Source organism: Acinetobacter sp. AKBS16 (assembly GCF_002899995.1).
GTDB lineage: Bacteria > Pseudomonadota > Gammaproteobacteria > Pseudomonadales > Moraxellaceae > Acinetobacter > Acinetobacter baumannii.
This window is the reverse complement of record NZ_POYH01000018.1, coordinates 15264-33075: the sequence shown is the minus strand read 5'-3', so window position 1 is coordinate 33075 and position 17812 is coordinate 15264. Positions and strand designations below refer to the sequence as shown.

General features: G+C 38.0%; 13 protein-coding genes and 1 pseudogene. 13 read left to right on the top strand and 1 reads right to left on the bottom strand.

What is annotated here, in order from left to right; all coding sequences use genetic code 11:
• Positions 1–44: 44 nt before the first annotated feature.
• The 9 genes from C1642_RS02705 (at position 45) to C1642_RS02665 (ending at position 10425) form a co-directional block, all read left to right on the top strand.
• A complete protein-coding gene (locus C1642_RS02705) occupies positions 45–986 on the top strand; it encodes a glycosyltransferase family 2 protein (RefSeq protein ID WP_046879567.1) in 942 nt (313 codons plus the stop codon).
• 3 nt (positions 987–989) lie between these two features.
• Complete coding sequence (locus tag C1642_RS02700; RefSeq protein WP_046879568.1) at positions 990–2024, top strand: glycosyltransferase family 4 protein; 1035 nt, start codon at positions 990–992, stop codon at positions 2022–2024.
• 6 nt (positions 2025–2030) lie between these two features.
• A complete protein-coding gene (locus C1642_RS02695) occupies positions 2031–2858 on the top strand; it encodes a glycosyltransferase (RefSeq protein ID WP_046879569.1) in 828 nt (275 codons plus the stop codon).
• Between the two features lie 12 nt (positions 2859–2870).
• The gene (locus tag C1642_RS02690) at positions 2871–3491 is read left to right on the top strand and encodes a sugar transferase (RefSeq protein WP_015011143.1); all 621 of its coding nucleotides are present in this window, start codon (positions 2871–2873) and stop codon (positions 3489–3491) included.
• Between the two features lie 24 nt (positions 3492–3515).
• Positions 3516–4391 (top strand): UTP--glucose-1-phosphate uridylyltransferase GalU, encoded by an 876-nt coding sequence (gene galU / locus C1642_RS02685; RefSeq protein ID WP_046879570.1) that lies wholly within the window; start codon positions 3516–3518, stop codon positions 4389–4391.
• Between the two features lie 115 nt (positions 4392–4506).
• Positions 4507–5769, top strand: coding sequence for a nucleotide sugar dehydrogenase (locus tag C1642_RS02680; protein WP_000686132.1), 1263 nt, complete (start codon positions 4507–4509; stop codon positions 5767–5769).
• Positions 5766–7436 carry a glucose-6-phosphate isomerase gene (gene pgi / locus C1642_RS02675; protein ID WP_103235874.1) on the top strand — a complete coding sequence of 557 codons (1671 nt, stop codon included), beginning with the start codon at positions 5766–5768 and terminating at the stop codon, positions 7434–7436. The genes C1642_RS02680 and pgi overlap by 4 nt, the downstream gene beginning before the upstream one ends.
• Positions 7429–8448 (top strand): UDP-glucose 4-epimerase GalE, encoded by a 1020-nt coding sequence (gene galE, locus C1642_RS02670; RefSeq protein WP_001062909.1) that lies wholly within the window; start codon positions 7429–7431, stop codon positions 8446–8448. The genes pgi and galE overlap by 8 nt, the downstream gene beginning before the upstream one ends.
• A gap of 315 nt (positions 8449–8763) precedes the next feature.
• Complete coding sequence (locus tag C1642_RS02665; protein WP_103235881.1) at positions 8764–10425, top strand: LTA synthase family protein; 1662 nt, start codon at positions 8764–8766, stop codon at positions 10423–10425.
• A 26-nt stretch (positions 10426–10451) separates the two neighbouring features.
• Here the strand turns inward: C1642_RS02665 and C1642_RS02660 are convergent, their stop codons facing one another.
• Entirely contained in the window at positions 10452–11822 is a 1371-nt protein-coding gene (locus C1642_RS02660) for a phosphomannomutase CpsG (RefSeq protein WP_103235873.1), read from the bottom strand.
• Between the two features lie 366 nt (positions 11823–12188).
• Here C1642_RS02660 and lldP point away from each other — a divergent pair, with 366 nt between their 5' ends.
• The 4 genes and pseudogenes from lldP (at position 12189) to dld (ending at position 17808) form a co-directional block, all read left to right on the top strand.
• A complete protein-coding gene (lldP, locus tag C1642_RS02655; RefSeq protein WP_011857993.1) occupies positions 12189–13856 on the top strand; it encodes an L-lactate permease in 1668 nt (555 codons plus the stop codon).
• Between the two features lie 19 nt (positions 13857–13875).
• Positions 13876–14628, top strand: coding sequence for a transcriptional regulator LldR (gene lldR / locus C1642_RS02650; protein ID WP_103235872.1), 753 nt, complete (start codon positions 13876–13878; stop codon positions 14626–14628).
• Positions 14625–15775: pseudogene (gene lldD, locus C1642_RS02645) on the top strand (FMN-dependent L-lactate dehydrogenase LldD). The gene lldR and the pseudogene lldD overlap by 4 nt, the downstream one beginning before the upstream one ends.
• 326 nt (positions 15776–16101) lie before the next feature.
• On the top strand, positions 16102–17808 hold the full coding sequence (dld, locus tag C1642_RS02640; protein ID WP_213064245.1) for a D-lactate dehydrogenase: 1707 nt from the start codon (positions 16102–16104) through the stop codon (positions 17806–17808).
• Positions 17809–17812 lie beyond the last annotated feature (4 nt).

Sequence of the window (17812 nt, the reverse complement as noted above, 5' to 3'; positions counted from 1 at the left end):
TATTAATGATGTTTAGAAGCTCAAACATAGATAGGATAATTTAAATGTTAGTATCAAAACCTTTAATAAGTATTCTTATTCCAGTTTACAATGTTGAGGCTTTTGTTAAAGAAGCAGTCCTTTCAATTTGTAATCAAACATATAAAAATATTGAAATAATAGTAGTTGATGACTGTTCTACTGATAATACATATAATATAGTTGCTGAATTAGCTATTATTGATCCAAGAATTAGACTTTATAAAAATGATAAAAACTCAAAAATAGTAAAAACTTTAAATTTCGCATTAGAACAGGCGAAAGGAGAATTTATTGCAAGAATGGATGGCGATGACATAAGTACGCCAGAAAGACTAGAAAAACAGTTAGAATTTTTGTTAAAAAATCCTCAATATTATTTAGTTGGTTGTCATGTTAATACTATAGACCCTAATAATAGAATAATTGGTAAGCAAGAAATGCCAATCAATGATAATATTATTAATAAAACAATAAAGTATACTTCGCCAGTTCTACATATTTGGTTAGCTAAGCGAGAAGTTTATACTAAACTTAACGGATATAGAGAAATTCCTGGTGCTGAAGACTATGATTTTTTATTAAGAATGCATTCACTAGGTTTACTCTTTACTAATCTAAATAGTCATGAATATTCAGTTCGTATTCGTGAAGGGAATACTACCTCTACAATAGGTTTTAATCAGAGATTGATGTCAAATTATGTGCTTGATCTATATGAGATGAGGCTGAAAACTGGAAAAGATGATTTTAATGAATTGAATGTTTCACAATATTTAGAAAAATATTCTAAATATAAAGCGGATTTTGATCAGTCAAATATTTTTTTAAAATCTGCATTTATGGCAAAGGCTGATAAAAAGTTTTTGAAAATGTTATTTTTTATAGGCTTATGCGTCATGAAATCCAGATTTCAATTGCAATATCTTTTAAAACGATTGGTTTTTAAAATAATTACGATAGGCTAAGCTATGAAAATTCTTTTTGCAATTAATTCCTTAAAGAACAAATCTGGAACTGAGCGTGTTGCTATTGAACTGGCAAACAAATTATCACTCATGGCTAATTATGATGTTACTCTCTTAAATAGAGAATCAATTAAAAGTAATACAGCCTATCCAGTTTCTGATAATGTAAATGTAGTGGCAATTTCGGGTAACTTCTTTGAATTTTATAAAAAATTAAAGATACATCTTTCTCGTCATCCTTATGATATGGTGATTGTACATAATATGGGTAAGTTATCTTTATTATGTGCTCTTTTACCTAAAATCAAAAAATTGGTTACATTAGAGCATGTCTCTTTTGTTAGTCGTCCTAAAAAAGTTCAAGTCTTAAGTAAATTCTTTTACAAGTGGGTTGATCAGGTTGTTACCTTAACTCAAAAGGATAAAGAGCAATTTGATAAATTTCATTCTAAAGTTATTGTTATTCCCAATTTTTCACCCTTCCCTATTGTCTCAGAATCTCCGCTGAATAGTAAACAAATTGTAACGATAGGTCGTTTAACCGATCAGAAAAATTACCTTCATTTATTGAAAGCTTGGAAAAAAATATATCAAATGATACCAGAGTGGCACCTTAATATTTATGGTGAAGGTGAACACAAAAAAATGCTACAAGATTATATTGAGGAGAACTCTCTACAGCGCGTTATTTTGAAAGGCAGTACATCAAATGTGCAAGAGGTATATAGACAATCAGACTTTTTTGTAATGTCGTCTAAGTATGAAGGTTTACCTATGGTTTTAGTAGAGGCGCAGAGTTTCGGGTTACCTATTGTTTCTTATGATTGTCCTTTTGGACCAAGTGATGTTATTCAAAATCATAAAAATGGCTTGTTGGTTGAGAACCAAAATATTGAGGCATTGGCAGATGCGATTTTACAACTTGCTTCCTCTCCAGATATGTTGGCGCAATTCTCACAAAATTCATTGATCAATGCTAAAAAATATCAGCCTGAACAGATCTTAAAAGTTTGGATTGAAAAGGTTTTGGAAGGTTAAAATTGTATGTTCTCGGTTCTATTATCCCTATATCATAAAGAAAAACCTGAATATCTAGAAAAGTGTTTTGAAAGCATTTGGGATAATCAGAGCTTGAAGCCAAGTGAAATAGTTTTAGTTTTAGATGGGCCTATTGGTGAGCAACTCACAACTTCTGTACAGGAGTGGCAAGTTAAAATCGGTGAAAAACTAAAAGTAGTTGCGTTACCGCAAAACGTAGGGCTTGGTAAGGCATTAAATGAAGGGCTAAAACAGTGTAGTGCTGATTGGGTTTTTCGTATGGATACTGATGATATTTGTACATCTGATCGGTTTGAAAAACAACTTGCTTTCATAGAACAAAATCCGGATGTTGTTTTGTTTAGTTCTCAAGTAATGGAATTTAATCAAGATATTACTGATGCCGATGTAATCAAGTCTGTGCCTTTAACACATGACGAGATTAAAAAATTTGCACAAAAACGTTGTCCCTTTAACCATATGACCGTCGTGTACAAGCGTGATGTTATTTTGTCTCTCGGAGGTTATCAGCATCATTTATTTATGGAAGACTACAACTTATGGTTACGTGTAATTGGTAATAATTATAAAGTTGCGAACTTACCTGACGTCCTTCTATATGCTCGTGTTGGTAATGGTATGCACGCACGACGTAAAGGTTTCCAATATATTAAAAGTGAAAAACAGTTACTAGATTTAAAAAAACAACTAAAGTTACAAAATCCTGTATATGCTAATATGCTGTTTCTGATACGGTCTGCCTTTAGACTGTTGCCAGCAAATATGCTAGGTAAAATTTATAATACCTTTCTTCGTAAAGATATTAAAAAATGAGTGAATGAAAATATGAAACGCTTAGTAGACATAGTCATTTCTTTAATAGCTCTAACCGTACTGTCGCCAATATTTCTGATAGTTGCTTATAAGGTCCGTAAAAATTTAGGTTCACCAATATTCTTTTATCAAGAAAGACCTGGAAAGGACGGAAAATTATTTAAAATGATTAAGTTCCGTTCGATGAAGGATGCCTTTGATGCGCAGGGGAATCCATTGCCAGATGAGGCTCGTATTACTCCATTTGGGCAGAAGTTGCGTTCTACTAGCTTAGATGAAATGCCACAGCTTATTAATGTTTTAAAAGGTGATATGAGTGTGGTAGGTCCTCGTCCAATGTTAAAAGACTTTGTCGCTTTATATTCACCAGAACAAGCACGTCGTTTAGAAGTCCGTCCAGGAATGACTGGTTTAGCTCAGGTCAGTGGCCGTAATGAACTGGATTATGAAGAACGGTTTAAATGTGACGTTTGGTATGTAGACAATCATAGTGTTTGGGTTGATTTTAAAATCATGTTTAAAACAGTTAAAGTGATGTTAAAACGCGAAGGTATTAATGCACCAGGACATGTAGGACCATCTTTATTTAAAGGGAATAACGTCCAAGAAAATGTCGACTCATCTGTAAAGTAAATTTTATATCTTGAAATATTTCTTATGATCAAAAAAGCAGTTTTACCAGTAGCCGGTTTAGGTACACGTTTTCTACCGGCAAGTAAGTCTATTCCAAAGGAAATGGTAACGGTCGTTGATCGTCCTGCAATTGAATATGTAGTACGCGAGGCGGTAGAGGCTGGAATTGAACAAATTATTTTAGTGACTCATTCATCGAAAGCATCAATTGAAAATTATTTTGATCGTAACTTTGAGTTGGAAACCACCCTAGAACAAAAGAAAAAATTCGATTTACTTGCAGAGATTACTCAAATTGTGCCTGAGCATGTGAGTGTAGTAAGTATAAGACAACCTCGGCCTTTAGGCTTAGGGCATGCTGTTTTATGTGCAAAGAGTGTTGTCGGTCAAGATGATTTTGCTGTGCTATTACCAGATGTATTAGTGAAAGATAGCTCTGGACAAAATGATCTATCTCGTATGATTTCTCGCTATAACTCAAGCCAAGCTGCTCAAATCATGGTTGAAGCAGTACCAGACCATTTAGTAGATCAATATGGGATTGTGGATGTAAAACATAGCCCAAATGAAGGTGAAAGTATTGCTATGCAGGGTATTGTTGAAAAGCCCGCAGTAGGCTCTGCACCATCAAACTTATCGGTGGTTGGCCGCTATGTGTTACCTGCCAAGATTATGCAATTACTTGAGAACACGCCGAAAGGTGCGGGTAATGAAATTCAGTTAACTGATGCAATTGCAATGCTTCAAGAAACAGATACTGTTGAAGCTTATCGTATGCAAGGTCAAACGTTTGATTGTGGTAGTAAGATTGGCTATTTAAAAGCTGTACTACACTATGGAGTTGAACACCCTAAGTTAGGAAATGATTTTAAACAGTTAATTCAGGAACTTAAATTATAAAATTTTGTAGCTTTGCTTAACTATTTGTAAAAACGAATAAATATATGAACAGAGCAATATATTCTCTTCTTGGAGAGGGAAGAGAATTTTATAGAATATTAAAATCAGGTGTACAATGAAAATCGCGGTATTTGGAACCACCTTACATGCTGGTGTAATGGCAGCATTATTAGCTGAATATGGCAATCAGATCTATTGGTGTACAAGTGTCACCTGTGAAGAAAACATTTCTATACTTTCTTATCAAGATCAAGAAGTTAATCATTATTTAAATAAACAGAGAAAAGCAGGTTTTTTAAAAGAAAGTCCTTTTTCTGAAATTCCTTTAGATATTGAAGTTTATTTATTTTGTTTTAGCCCAACACAAATCGAGCTTGCTTTAAAAACAGTTGAAAAGTTGAGTGAGCGCCCGATAGTTCATCCACGTTTAATGATCAATGGCTCTACTTTTGGTCTACATGGTACGAATCAATTAAAACAACATTTGCCAAAAGATGAGTGGGTTTATTTTCCTGATGTGATTCAAGAAGGAAATGCGATTAATAGCGTGCTGAACGTAAAACATGTAATTGTTGGTGTTGAATCGAGTTATGCTCAGGACACTATGCAAGAGCTGTTACGTCCTTTTTTCCGTTTTAGCTATCAATATTTATTTATGCCAATTTTAGATGCTGAATTTACAAAGCTCAGCATTTCGGGAATGTTGGCAACCCGTATTAGCTACATGAATGATTTGGCGATGGTGGCCGAAAAACTCGGTATTGATATTGCTAATGTAAAACATGGTATTGCTGCAGATACACGTATTGGTGCAGCCTATTTGTCGGCAGGTGTTGGATTTGGTGGTGAAAACTTTTCACATGATATTTTAACGCTTTCGAGTACTGTATCTGGAACAGGAGCTAAAAGTCAATTGCTAGAGCAAGTGTGGGCGATTAATGAGCAACAAAAAGAAATTTTATTCCGTAAATTATGGAATTATTATCACTGTGATTTGAGCGGTAAAACTGTTGCGATCTGGGGGGCTTCATTTAAGGAAAACACCTCTAGTACTCATAACTCACCTATTCATATTTTGTTAGCTGCATTATGGGCACAAGGGGTAAAAGTGCGTTTGCATGACCCGCAAGCCTTAGATGAGATTGCAACAACTTATGGAGATCGCGAAGATCTAGTTTTATGTGCTGATCAATATGAAGCCGTACAGGGTGCCCATGCTTTATGCTTAGTGACGGCATGGAAACAATATTGGAGCCCTGATTTTAAACAGTTGCAACAATTAATGCAGCATCCTCTTATTTTGGATGGGCGTAATATTTACGATCCGGCATATGTGAAAGCAAAAGGTTTCGCTTATGAAGGAGTAGGTCGATTATGAATAAATCTATCGAGAAGTTTCCTAAAGAGTTAGTCTCGCCTATAGCACAGCTTCATTCCTTGGTTGAGAAGAATTCAAAATTACATATCAAAGAATTATTTACAGCCGAGCAAGACCGCTTTCAAAACTATTCGGTAAAGTTCGATCAATTGGTTTTTGATTATAGTAAACACCGTATAACTAAAAGTGTTTTAGAACAATTGTTTGCTTTAGCAAAGACGAAACAATTAACTCACTGGATTGAGCGCTTATTTTCCCAAGACAAAGTCAACTGTACTGAGCAGCGTGCAGCTATGCACTGGGCCTTACGTTTACCATTGGAATATTCTAAATTTCCCGAACTCACAAAACAGGTTCATACTCAATTACAGCGTATGTACGCTTTGGTTGAAAAAATCCATGCTGGGCAATACCGCGGTGCTACGGGTGAAGTGATTCAGGATGTAGTTAATATTGGTGTAGGTGGTTCCGATTTAGGACCTCAAATGGTGACCCATGCACTATGCGATTTTAAAGTAAAAACTGCCAAACCACTTAATGTACACTTTGTTTCGACTATGGATGGTAGCCAGTTATCAGACTTGCTCCATCAACTGCGTCCGGAAACGACTTTATTTATTATTTCTTCAAAGTCATTTGGCACTATTGATACTTTATCCAATGCACAAACAGTTCGTCAGTGGCTTGAAAAAGCGTTAGGAAAACATGAACGCGTTGTAAAAAGTCATTTTATTGGTGTTTCTACAAAAGCTGATAAAATGACCGAATGGGGAATTGCTCCTGAAAACCAGTTGCTGCTTTGGGAGTGGGTAGGTGGACGTTATTCTCTTTGGTCGTGTATTGGTTTACCTATTGCATTGTCAGTTGGGATTGATGGGTTTCAGCAGCTTTTAGCTGGTGCACATGTTGTCGATGAACACTTTCAAAATACAAGCTTTGAGCAAAATATACCGGTTCTCATGGCATTATTAGGGGTCTGGAATAATAATTTTTTAAATATACAGACCCATGCTGTATTACCTTATGATGGCCGTTTAAAATATTTTGCAGCCTATTTGCAGCAGCTTGAAATGGAATCTAATGGTAAGTCAGTACAACGTGATGGACAAAAAGTTGAATTAGACACTTGCCCAATTGTATGGGGTGAGGTTGGCCCAAATGCTCAGCATGCATTTTACCAGTTACTCCATCAAGGAACTCAGGCAGTAACTTGTGATTTTATTGCTCCTATAAAACGTTATAATGCAGATCATTTTACTTATGTAGAAAATGCTGAAGCATTAGTTGAGCAACATCATCTTGCACTTTCAAACTGTTTGGCGCAATCACGTTTATTGGCTTTTGGTAATGAAGCTTTGGATTCAGCTGAACTAAAGAATTTACCAATTTATAAACAATATGAAGGTAATCAGCCGAGTTCGACATTACTTTTAAAAGAACTAAATCCATATAGTTTAGGGATGTTAATTGCTTTATATGAACATAAGGTATTTGTTCAGTCGGTAATTTGGAATATTAATCCGTTTGATCAATGGGGTGTTGAAAAAGGTAAGCAGATTGCTGATCAGTTACTTCCAATTTTAAATGGTGCTCAAAATGATCTTTCAACACTTGATGCTTCAACACGTGGTTTGATTAAAATTTTATTAGGAAAAGTCGATGGCTAAAATTTTAGTTACAGGTGGTGCAGGTTATATTGGTTCACACACTTGTGTAGAGCTTTTAGAAGCAGGTCATGAAGTTATTGTATTTGATAATCTTTCAAATAGCTCAAAAGAATCTTTAAATAGAGTTCAAGAGATTACTCAAAAAAGTTTAACTTTTGTGGAGGGTGATATTCGGAATTTTGACGAGCTTGATCGAGTGTTTCAAGAGCATACAATTGATGCGGTTATTCATTTTGCAGGTTTAAAAGCAGTGGGTGAAAGCCAGGAAAAACCGCTTATTTATTTTGATAATAATATTGCAGGGAGTATTCAACTGGTGAAGTCAATGGAGAAAGCTGGTGTTTATACATTAGTATTTAGCTCTTCTGCGACAGTATATGATGAAGCAAATACCTCTCCTTTAAATGAAGAAATGCCAACAGGTATGCCAAGTAATAACTATGGATATACAAAACTAATTGTTGAGCAATTATTACAAAAACTTTCAGTAGCTGACTCTAAATGGTCTATTGCTTTACTACGTTATTTTAACCCAGTAGGTGCACATAAGAGTGGGCGTATTGGTGAAGACCCGCAAGGTATCCCAAATAATTTAATGCCTTATGTGACTCAAGTTGCTGTTGGTCGTCGTGAAAAATTATCCATTTATGGTAATGATTACGATACAGTAGATGGTACAGGTGTGCGAGATTATATCCATGTTGTTGACTTGGCGAATGCACATTTATGCGCTTTAAATAACCGTCTACAGGCGCAAGGTTGCCGTGCATGGAATATTGGTACAGGTAATGGTTCATCTGTTTTACAAGTAAAAAATACCTTTGAACAAGTAAATGGCGTACCTGTTGCTTTTGAGTTCGCTCCACGTAGAGCAGGGGATGTTGCGACTTCTTTTGCTGACAATGCTCGTGCAGTTGCTGAGTTGGACTGGAAACCTCAATACGGTTTAGAAGATATGCTTAAGGATAGCTGGAATTGGCAAAAGCAGAATCCGGCGGGTTATAAGAGCTAATTATTTAAATTTTCTAAATTCAAATATATAGCAGTTGTTGGTCAATAGAACTCGTGTTTTCTAAAGAGACAGCAGTTGTAGCGGTTATTTTCATGCTAGTATTCGCCACAATTCCGTTAGCCTCTTTTTGCAGTCATGGTTTTTCTACGTCAACAACTGTTATTCATCTTTATTGCCTTTTTATCTACCTGTGTAGGTATATATGTTGCATGGGACATGAATTTAACTGGGCATAAGTTTTATACCTATTTGATTTCAGAAAAGGCTATTTTTTCAATTCTTTTTAACTACGCGGTAATTCAACTATTTTTTATTGTGGTTGGTCGTAAATATGCTGCAATTTTTTTAAGCCAATTATTCGTTATATTTTTAAATTTTATTAATAAAAAGAAGCAACAGTATTTATTTAGCAATTTAAGTCCTGAAGATATTTTTTTACTTCCAGAAGCAATGAAAGCCACTCCTTGGCACTTACAACTTATCTTTTTTACTCTTATTATTTTCTTTCTTATCATACTTTTAATTGCTCTACGTAAAGAAAGTAAAGCCACTTTTCATACCTATGTCCCTAATATCATTATCTTTGGACTAATCAGTAGTGGTTTAATTTACTTAAATTTTATTAGGAACCCTACAGGCGCTTGTTTTTCTGAAAGAAAACCTATGATTTGTGCTAGCTTGCAGGAATTTCCAAATACCAGAAATGATTGGGTTGGTGACTACCGGAAGATACAAGATTATGGATTTGTGACTTTTTACGTTTCTAAAGTATTGGATAATGTAACCAGCGTATTGTTACCTAGTCGCAAAGTATCTGAATCAGCGATACAACAAATTTTGCACCAACATCATATTTTACATCCGTTAGAGAATAAAACTCCTCAATATCCAAATATTATTGTAGTAATGGAGGAGTCTTTTTGGGATTCACACAAATTAGATAATGAGCTTCCGAAAGATTTATTGTCTTTTGTTCAACAAAATCAAGTATCTAATTTATTGTCGCCTACTTTTGGCGGAGGTACTGCGAATGTAGAATTTGAAGCCCTTACAAGCCTGAATACGACTTTTTTTCCTAATGAGCTGTTATATGTTTCTAAGCTAAAAAAACCAATTTATGCTCTTCCTTATTATTTAAATTCAATGGGTTATCAAACGGTTGCAATGCATAATAACTATAGTTATTATTATAATCGTAATAAGGTATATCCAGACTTAGGGTTTGAGAAATTTATATCACTTGAAAATATGATTGCTCAAAAAGATCGGAGTAATATATTTAATCAAGGGGGCTGGGCCACAGATGACCTTATTTTTGATTCGATTAAGTCTACTCTAAAACAAAATGAGCAAAAGCCAAAGTTTATTTATGCGATTACCGTCGAAAATCATCCAATGTATAATGATGATCGATTTGGGAGACAGAATTATAAATTTAGTAGAGAACTAACTGAAACCCAAAAACAAAAATTAAGTACTTACACGGCTGGAATTGCACGTGCTGATCAAAAGTTGCAGGAGCTTGCTGAATATTTAAAGACTGTAGAACGGCCAACAATTTTAGTGGCTTTCGGTGATCATTTGCCTAATTTGCAAGAAGTCTATGATAGATATGGATTTTTTAAAGAAGATACTGAGAGAACTAACCTAAAAAATTACCAGACTCCGTTTGTAGTGTGGAGTAATTATAAATTAGATAAGAAGCCTTTAAAGCAACCATATATTGCTGCAAGTTTTGTGGCTCCAAAGCTATTAAAGCTGGCAGGGCTACCTTTGTCAGACTATTATCAATTTATTGATAATGTTTCGAGTTGTTATAGTGCCATACATCAAAAATTTGTAAAAGAAGCTCCAACTTGTAACTTTAACAATAAAGCTTTGTTAAAGGATTATGAAAATTTAAATAGAGATGTATTAGATGGGAATAATCATACTTATAAGATTATGCAAAATACTCAAATAGAGATGGAAAAGTAATTTCCATCTCTATTATATAGGAATTATTAAGACTGAATTAATCCAGTCAATTCATCTACATAATGTTGCATTGGCTGAGCTTGACGGTCTGCACGGCTTTCAATGTTGAGGCGTAATAACGGTTCAGTATTTGAAGCACGGACGTTAAAGCGCCATGTGCCAAAGTCGAGGCTTATCCCATCGGTACGGTCAATTTGTGGATTTTGATTCGCATAGAAGTCGAAAATCTTTTGAATCGTAGTTTGCGTATCGGCTACTTTAAAGTTGATTTCACCACTACAAGGGAACTTGGCAATCATATTTTCAACGAGTGTTGAGAGAGATTGTCCTGTTTCAGAGAGTAGAGCAATGGTGAGTAACCAGGGAATCATACCACTGTCACAGTAAGCAAAATCACGGAAATAGTGGTGAGCACTCATTTCACCGCCATATACGGCATTGTGTTCACGCATAACATCTTTAATAAATGCATGCCCCGATTTTGACTGTACAGCAACACCTTTGTATTCGTCGACGATATCAAATGTGTTCCACACTAAACGTGGGTCATGCACAATTTTTTCGCCTGACTGTTTGATTAAGAAAGCTTGAGCCAATAGGCCAACAATATAGTAGCCCTCAATGAATTGTCCTTTTTCATCGAACAAGAAACAGCGGTCAAAGTCGCCGTCCCATGCAATACCCATATCTGCTTTATGCTCAAGAACAGCATTTCGGGTACTGTCACGGTTTTCAATTAAAATTGGGTTAGGAATCCCATTTGGGAAAGTACCATCTGCTTCATGGTGAATTTTAATAAATTCAACTGGTACATTAAGCGCCTTAAATTTTTCTTCAATAGCGTCAATCACGTGTCCAGCTGCACCATTACCCGCATTTACCACTAACTTTAATGGACGGATTTTTGCAGGTTCAATATAAGTCAGTAGATGGTCAACGAACTCAGGCAAAATATTATAGCTTTGAGTTGTACCTTTTTGGCTAACTTCTTCAAAGTTATTGGTCTCTGCTAAAGCCTGAATTTCTTTTAAACCAGTATCGGCACTAATTGGACGAGCATTTTCTCGAACCAATTTCATACCGTTATAGTCCATTGGGTTATGACTCGCAGTTACTTCTATACCACCTTGTACGTCTAAATGAAAAGCGGCAAAGTACACTTCTTCAGTGCCCGTCATGCCTAAATCAAGCACATTCACACCCGCATCATTTAAACCGCGGATGGTCGCTTGTTTTAAAGCCTCACTGCTTAGACGAATATCACAACCTACAACCACAGTCTTTGGTTTATAGATTTGTCCGTAAGCGCGGCCAATTTTATAGGCGATTTCTTCATTCAATTCGGTGCCGAGTTTGCCTCGGATATCATAAGCTTTAAAACACGTTAAAGTAGTCATTATTCAATTCAATACATGTGGTTTGAGTTGTGTGCACATTATACATAGATCATCAAATTGGTACGTTTATAGTTTTTATATTCAAATTTTGCACTTCATTTCTGTAGGTCATATTTAAGTTTATAAGGAAGCTTTTTTACGACTTTAGTCGAATAAATAAATTAGAAATAGCTTGATTTTTCTTGTCTCTATTGGTCATACCAATTGTGGTAATTATTTAATCATTGATCTTACCAATAACTGTGTTTATGATGCGCATTGTGGTTTAAGGAAAAGCATTTGCACTTAAATTTTAATTGGTCATACCAATTTGTGTTAAATGTTGAAATTTTAAGGTACAAAAATTCGCCCCGGCATTTCAAGGAGATGACAATGCTCAATATGTGGCAACAACTTTATGACCCTTTAAATAATATTTGGCTGTCTAGTGCGGTTGCATTAATCCCGATTATTTTCTTCTTTTTGGCCTTGGCTGTTTTTCGTTTAAAAGGCAGTATCGCGGGTACGGGCACAGTTATTATTGCATTACTGATTGCGCTATTTTTCTATCAAATGCCTGGTCAAATGGCCTTTGCGTCAATCATTTACGGTTTCTTCTACGGTCTATGGCCAATTTCATGGATCATTATCGGGGCAGTTTTTCTATACAAGATTTCGGTAAAAACAGGCCAGTTTGAAGTTATCCGCTCAAGCATTCTATCTATTACCGAAGACCAACGTCTGCAAATGTTACTCGTTGGTTTCGCATTTGGTACTTTCCTTGAAGGAGCTGCAGGCTTTGGTGCTCCTGTCGCAATTACCGCAGCACTACTTGTCGGCTTAGGGTTTAAGCCACTTTACGCTGCTGGTTTATGTTTGATCGTAAATACAGCACCAGTTGCATTCGGTGCAATGGGTATTCCAATTATTGTGGCGGGGCAGGTTTCCGGTGTAGACACTATGGAAATTAGCCAGATGGTGGGTCGTCAGTTGCCATTTTTAACCATTATTGTGCTGTTCTGGATTATGGCGATTATGGATGGCTGGCGTGGTGTTAAGGAAACTTGGCCTGCGGTATTGGTCGGTGGTGGTGCTTTTGCGATTGCTCAGTATCTCACCTCTAACTTTATTGGCCCTGAGTTACCAGACATTACCGCAGCAATTGCTTCATTGGTCAGCCTGACGTTGTTATTCCGTGTTTGGAAACCAAAACATATTTTCCGTTTTGAACCTGAAGCGGGTCAGACTTTGACTCAGCAACCTACAACAGTTCAACGTTATAGCATTGGGAAAATTGCAAAGGCATGGTCTCCATTTGCTATTTTAACGGTAATGGTCACCATCTGGAGCGTTAAGCCATTTAAAGCATTATTTGCAAAAGATGGCGCTCTTGAACACTGGATTTTTAAACTTGAAGTGCCGTATTTACACAAATTGGTCGAGAAAATGCCACCGATTGTGTCCGAGATGAAACCATACGAAGCGATTTATAAGTTTGACTGGTTCTCTGCAACAGGTACTGCAATTTTTATTGCTGCAATCATCACAGTTATTTTCTTAAAAATGAAAGCAAGTGAGGCAGTAACAACCTTCGGTGAAACACTCAATGAGTTGAAAACACCGATTTACTCAATTGGTATGGTGTTGGCGTTTGCTTTTATTGCGAACTATTCAGGTTTATCTGCAACTTTGGCTCTGGCTCTATCGCATACCGGTCATGCGTTTACTTTCTTCTCGCCATTTTTGGGTTGGCTTGGTGTGTTCCTTACTGGTTCAGACACTTCTTCAAATGCTTTGTTCTCGGCACTACAGGCAACTACAGCTCAGCAAATTGGTATTCCGGAAGTGTTATTGGTCGCTGCGAATACCAGCGGTGGTGTGACCGGTAAGATGATTTCTCCGCAGTCGATTGCGATTGCGTGTGCCGCAGTAGGCTTAGTTGGAAAAGAGTCTGACTTGTTCCGTTTCACGGTAAAACATAGCATCATATTCACTGTCTTTGTTGGCATCATTATCACGGTTCAGGCTTATCTGGTTCCGTGGATGATTCCATAACTCCAGTGAAGGAAACGCGATGAGAATCTCCGATCAAGTGGTCATGAAATTGCAGGCATTAATTGAAGAGCGTCACATGAAAAAAGGTGATCGTTTGCCTGCCGAGCGCCAGCTTGCAACTAGCTTAGGGGTTTCTCGTCCGTCTTTGCGTGAAGCAATTCAACAGCTCAATAGTCAAGGTGTACTGATTAGCCGCCGTGGCGATGGAACTTATATTCAGCAATTACCTGAACAATGGCCACAGCAACTGATTGTGAACCCGATTAGTAACCTGATTGAAGAAGATCCGTTATACCGTTTTGATGTGCAAGAGGCGCGTTTGGTGCTCGAAGGGGGGACTGCATGGTATGCCGCGTTACGTTCGACCCCAGAAGATCGCGCCAAAATTCATCATTATTTTAATGAAATTAGCCGCCACCAAAATGCAGGTGACTCAGCACAGGCTGCGGTCGCGGATGCTGAATTCCACTTAGCGATTGCAGAAGCCTCCCACAATGTGGTGCTGATTCAAATGATGCGAAGTCTATTTGATTTGCTGCAATACAACGTCTTGTTAGGGCGTAAGAAAGTTTATAACGACCCCGTAAATGGTGACTTGCTCAGCGAGCAGCATTTTCAGGTGATGGATGCTATTGATCGTAAAGATCCCGAGGCCGCACGCCAAGCTGTCTGCGGTCATATTGAATTTGTGATTAATCATGTGCGTTCTCTGGATGAAGACGAAGCTCGCCAGAAACGTGCAAACCGTTTAAATAGAGTTGATTTAAAATGATTATTTCTTCTGGCAATGATTATCGTGCTGCGGCACAACGTCGCTTACCCCCATTTTTATTTCACTATATTGATGGTGGAGCGTATGCGGAATATACCTTAAAGCGTAACGTACAAGATTTGTCAGAAATAGCCTTGCGTCAGCGTGTGCTGAATGACATGTCCGCGTTGAGTTTAGAGACAAAACTGTTTAATGAAACGCTGTCGATGCCAGTTGCCTTGGCACCTGTAGGTTTAACAGGTATGTATGCACGCCGTGGTGAAGTGCAAGCCGCAATGGCAGCCGATAAAAAGGGCATTCCATTTACACTTTCAACGGTTTCTGTTTGTCCGATTGAAGAAGTTGCACCTGCAATTAACCGTCCGATGTGGTTCCAGCTTTATGTGTTACGTGACCGCGGTTTTATGCGTAATGCTTTGGAGCGTGCAAAAGCAGCGGGTTGTTCAACACTGGTGTTTACCGTAGATATGCCTGTGCCGGGTGCACGTTACCGTGATGCCCATTCAGGTATGAGTGGGCCAAATGCTGCGATGCGTCGTTATATGCAATCAGTATTTCATCCGCATTGGTCATGGAATGTGGGTTTAATGGGCCGTCCGCACGACTTGGGAAATATCTCTAAATATTTAGGTAAGCCGACTGGGCTTGAAGACTATATTGGCTGGTTAGGCTCGAACTTTGACCCATCCATTTCATGGAAGGACCTTGAGTGGATTCGTGAGTTTTGGGATGGCCCAATGGTGATTAAAGGTATTTTAGATCCTGAAGATGCCAAAGATGTGTGCGTTTTGGTGCAGATGGGATTGTAGTGTCGAATCACGGCGGTCGTCAGTTAGATGGCGTGATGTCATCTGCTCGTGCATTACCTGCAATTGCCGACGCAGTTAAAGGTGATTTGGCGATTTTGGCTGACTCAGGCATTCGTAATGGTTTAGATGTGGTGCGTATGTTGGCGCTCGGTGCCGATACGGTTTTACTTGGCCGTGCGTTTGTTTATGCCTTGGCAGCAGCAGGTGGACAAGGTGTGTCGAACTTACTTGATTTAATTGATAAGGAAATGCGTGTTGCGATGACCTTAACGGGTGCTAAGTCGATTTCGGATATTAATACGGATTGTTTAGTACAGGCGATTAAACAAGGACTTTAAAACATAGTAAGTGAAGCAGTAAGCACAGCCTCAAAATTTGGTGATTTGCTGATGTTTTACGTATAGGCATTTGTCACTTTTGAAAGGTCAAAAGTAACCAAAAAACCTTTTGTTGAGCAAACCGTACTTCCTTGTACGGTTGCTCAACAGGCGGCATCCCTGCCGCCAATGCGTCGCCAATTTGCATTAAATCTAATACCTAGAGATTAGCTGCTGGTGCTAAGCGTCAATGAGCTGCTTACATCGAAGTTTTCCCTGTAAGACTACGTCGTGTTGCTCTAAATTTAAAAAAACTATGTGGTATGGATGACCAAAAGGAAACCATCATGCAAACATTTTCCCCTCAAGCAGTGATCGAACATTTACAGAATATTGTAGGGCGTTCTTATGTTTTGACCGATGATCAAAGTACGCGTCAGTACCGTCAAGGTCGTCGTTTTGGTGAGGGGAAAGTGCTTGCAGTGGTTGTACCAGGGACCTTGCTAGAGCAATGGCAAGTGTTGCAGGCTGCAATTGAGGCAGACTGTATTGTGATTATGCAGGCGGCCAATACGGGATTGACCGGTGGTTCAACTCCGTATGGCGATGATTATGATCGTCCTGTTTTGGTCATGAGCACACGCCGATTAAAGGGAATTCAAGTCATCCATGACGGCAAGCAAGTGATCTGCTTACCGGGTGCGACCTTAGATAATTTAGAACAAATTCTAAAAGGCTATAATCGTGAACCACATTCGGTGATTGGTTCATCTTGTATTGGTGCTTCGGTACTGGGTGGTGTGTGTAATAACTCTGGTGGTGCACTGGTACGCCGTGGTCCTGCGTATACGGAACTGGCATTATATGCTCAAGTGAATGCTGCTGGTCAATTAGAGCTGGTGAATCATTTAGGGGTGAATTTAGGCTCGACACCCGAAGAAATTTTGACGCGTTTAGAGAAGCAGCAATACCAAGCCGTAGATATTTTAGATGATAGTGAAAAGCAGGCATCAGATCATCGCTATGCCCACGATGTGACGCAAGTGGATGAGGATACGCCTGCTCGTTTTAATGCAGACCCGTCACGTTTGTTTGAAGCCTCGGGTTCGGCAGGTAAGGTCTGTGTGTTTGCTGTACGCCTTGATACCTATGAAAAAGTAGAGAGCAGTGTTTTTTATATTGGTAGTAATGATGCCGATGATTTAACGGCTATTCGTCGCTACTTACTGACCTCACTGCCAAGCTTGCCAATTGCGGGCGAATATATTCACCGTGATGCTTATTTGATTGGTGAAAAGTACGGAAAAGACACGTTCTTATTTATTGAAAAGTTTGGTACAGCCAATGTTCCAAAAGCTTTCGCGATGAAAGACAAAGTCGATGGCTTTTTAGAAAAATTTAAAATTAAAGGCTTAACAGACCAGATTTTACAGGCGATTACCTTCTTTTTACCGAGTCATTTGCCTAAGCGTATGACCGAGTATCGAGACCGTTATGAGCACCATTTGGTTTTACGTGTCGAAAATAATTCGAAAGCACAGACCGAGCAATTTTTAAAAGAATATTTTACTGTGCATCAGTCAGGTAGTTATTTCGTATGTAGCGAAGAAGAAGGTCGAAAGGCGTTCTTGCACCGTTTTGCGATTGCAGGGGCGGCAATTCGTTATCGTGATACGCACCGTAGTGAAGTTGAAGATATTGTAGCGCTTGATATTGCGCTACGTCGTAATGACCGCGAATGGGTAGAGCAACTACCAGCCGAGATGGAAAAGAAAATCATCCATAAACTCTATTATGGGCATTTCTTTTGTCATGTTTTCCATCAGGACTATATTCTTAAAAAGGGTAATGATCCGTTAGAAATGGAACATCAAATGTGGAAATTACTTGATGCGCGCCGTGCTGAATATCCGGCAGAGCATAATGTTGGGCACCTTTACATTGCCAAACCTGCATTAGCCAATTTCTATCAAAAACTCGACCCAACCAATAGCTTTAATGTGGGTATTGGCCATACCTCAAAACTGAAATATTGGGGCAAGGCTAAATCTTAATATC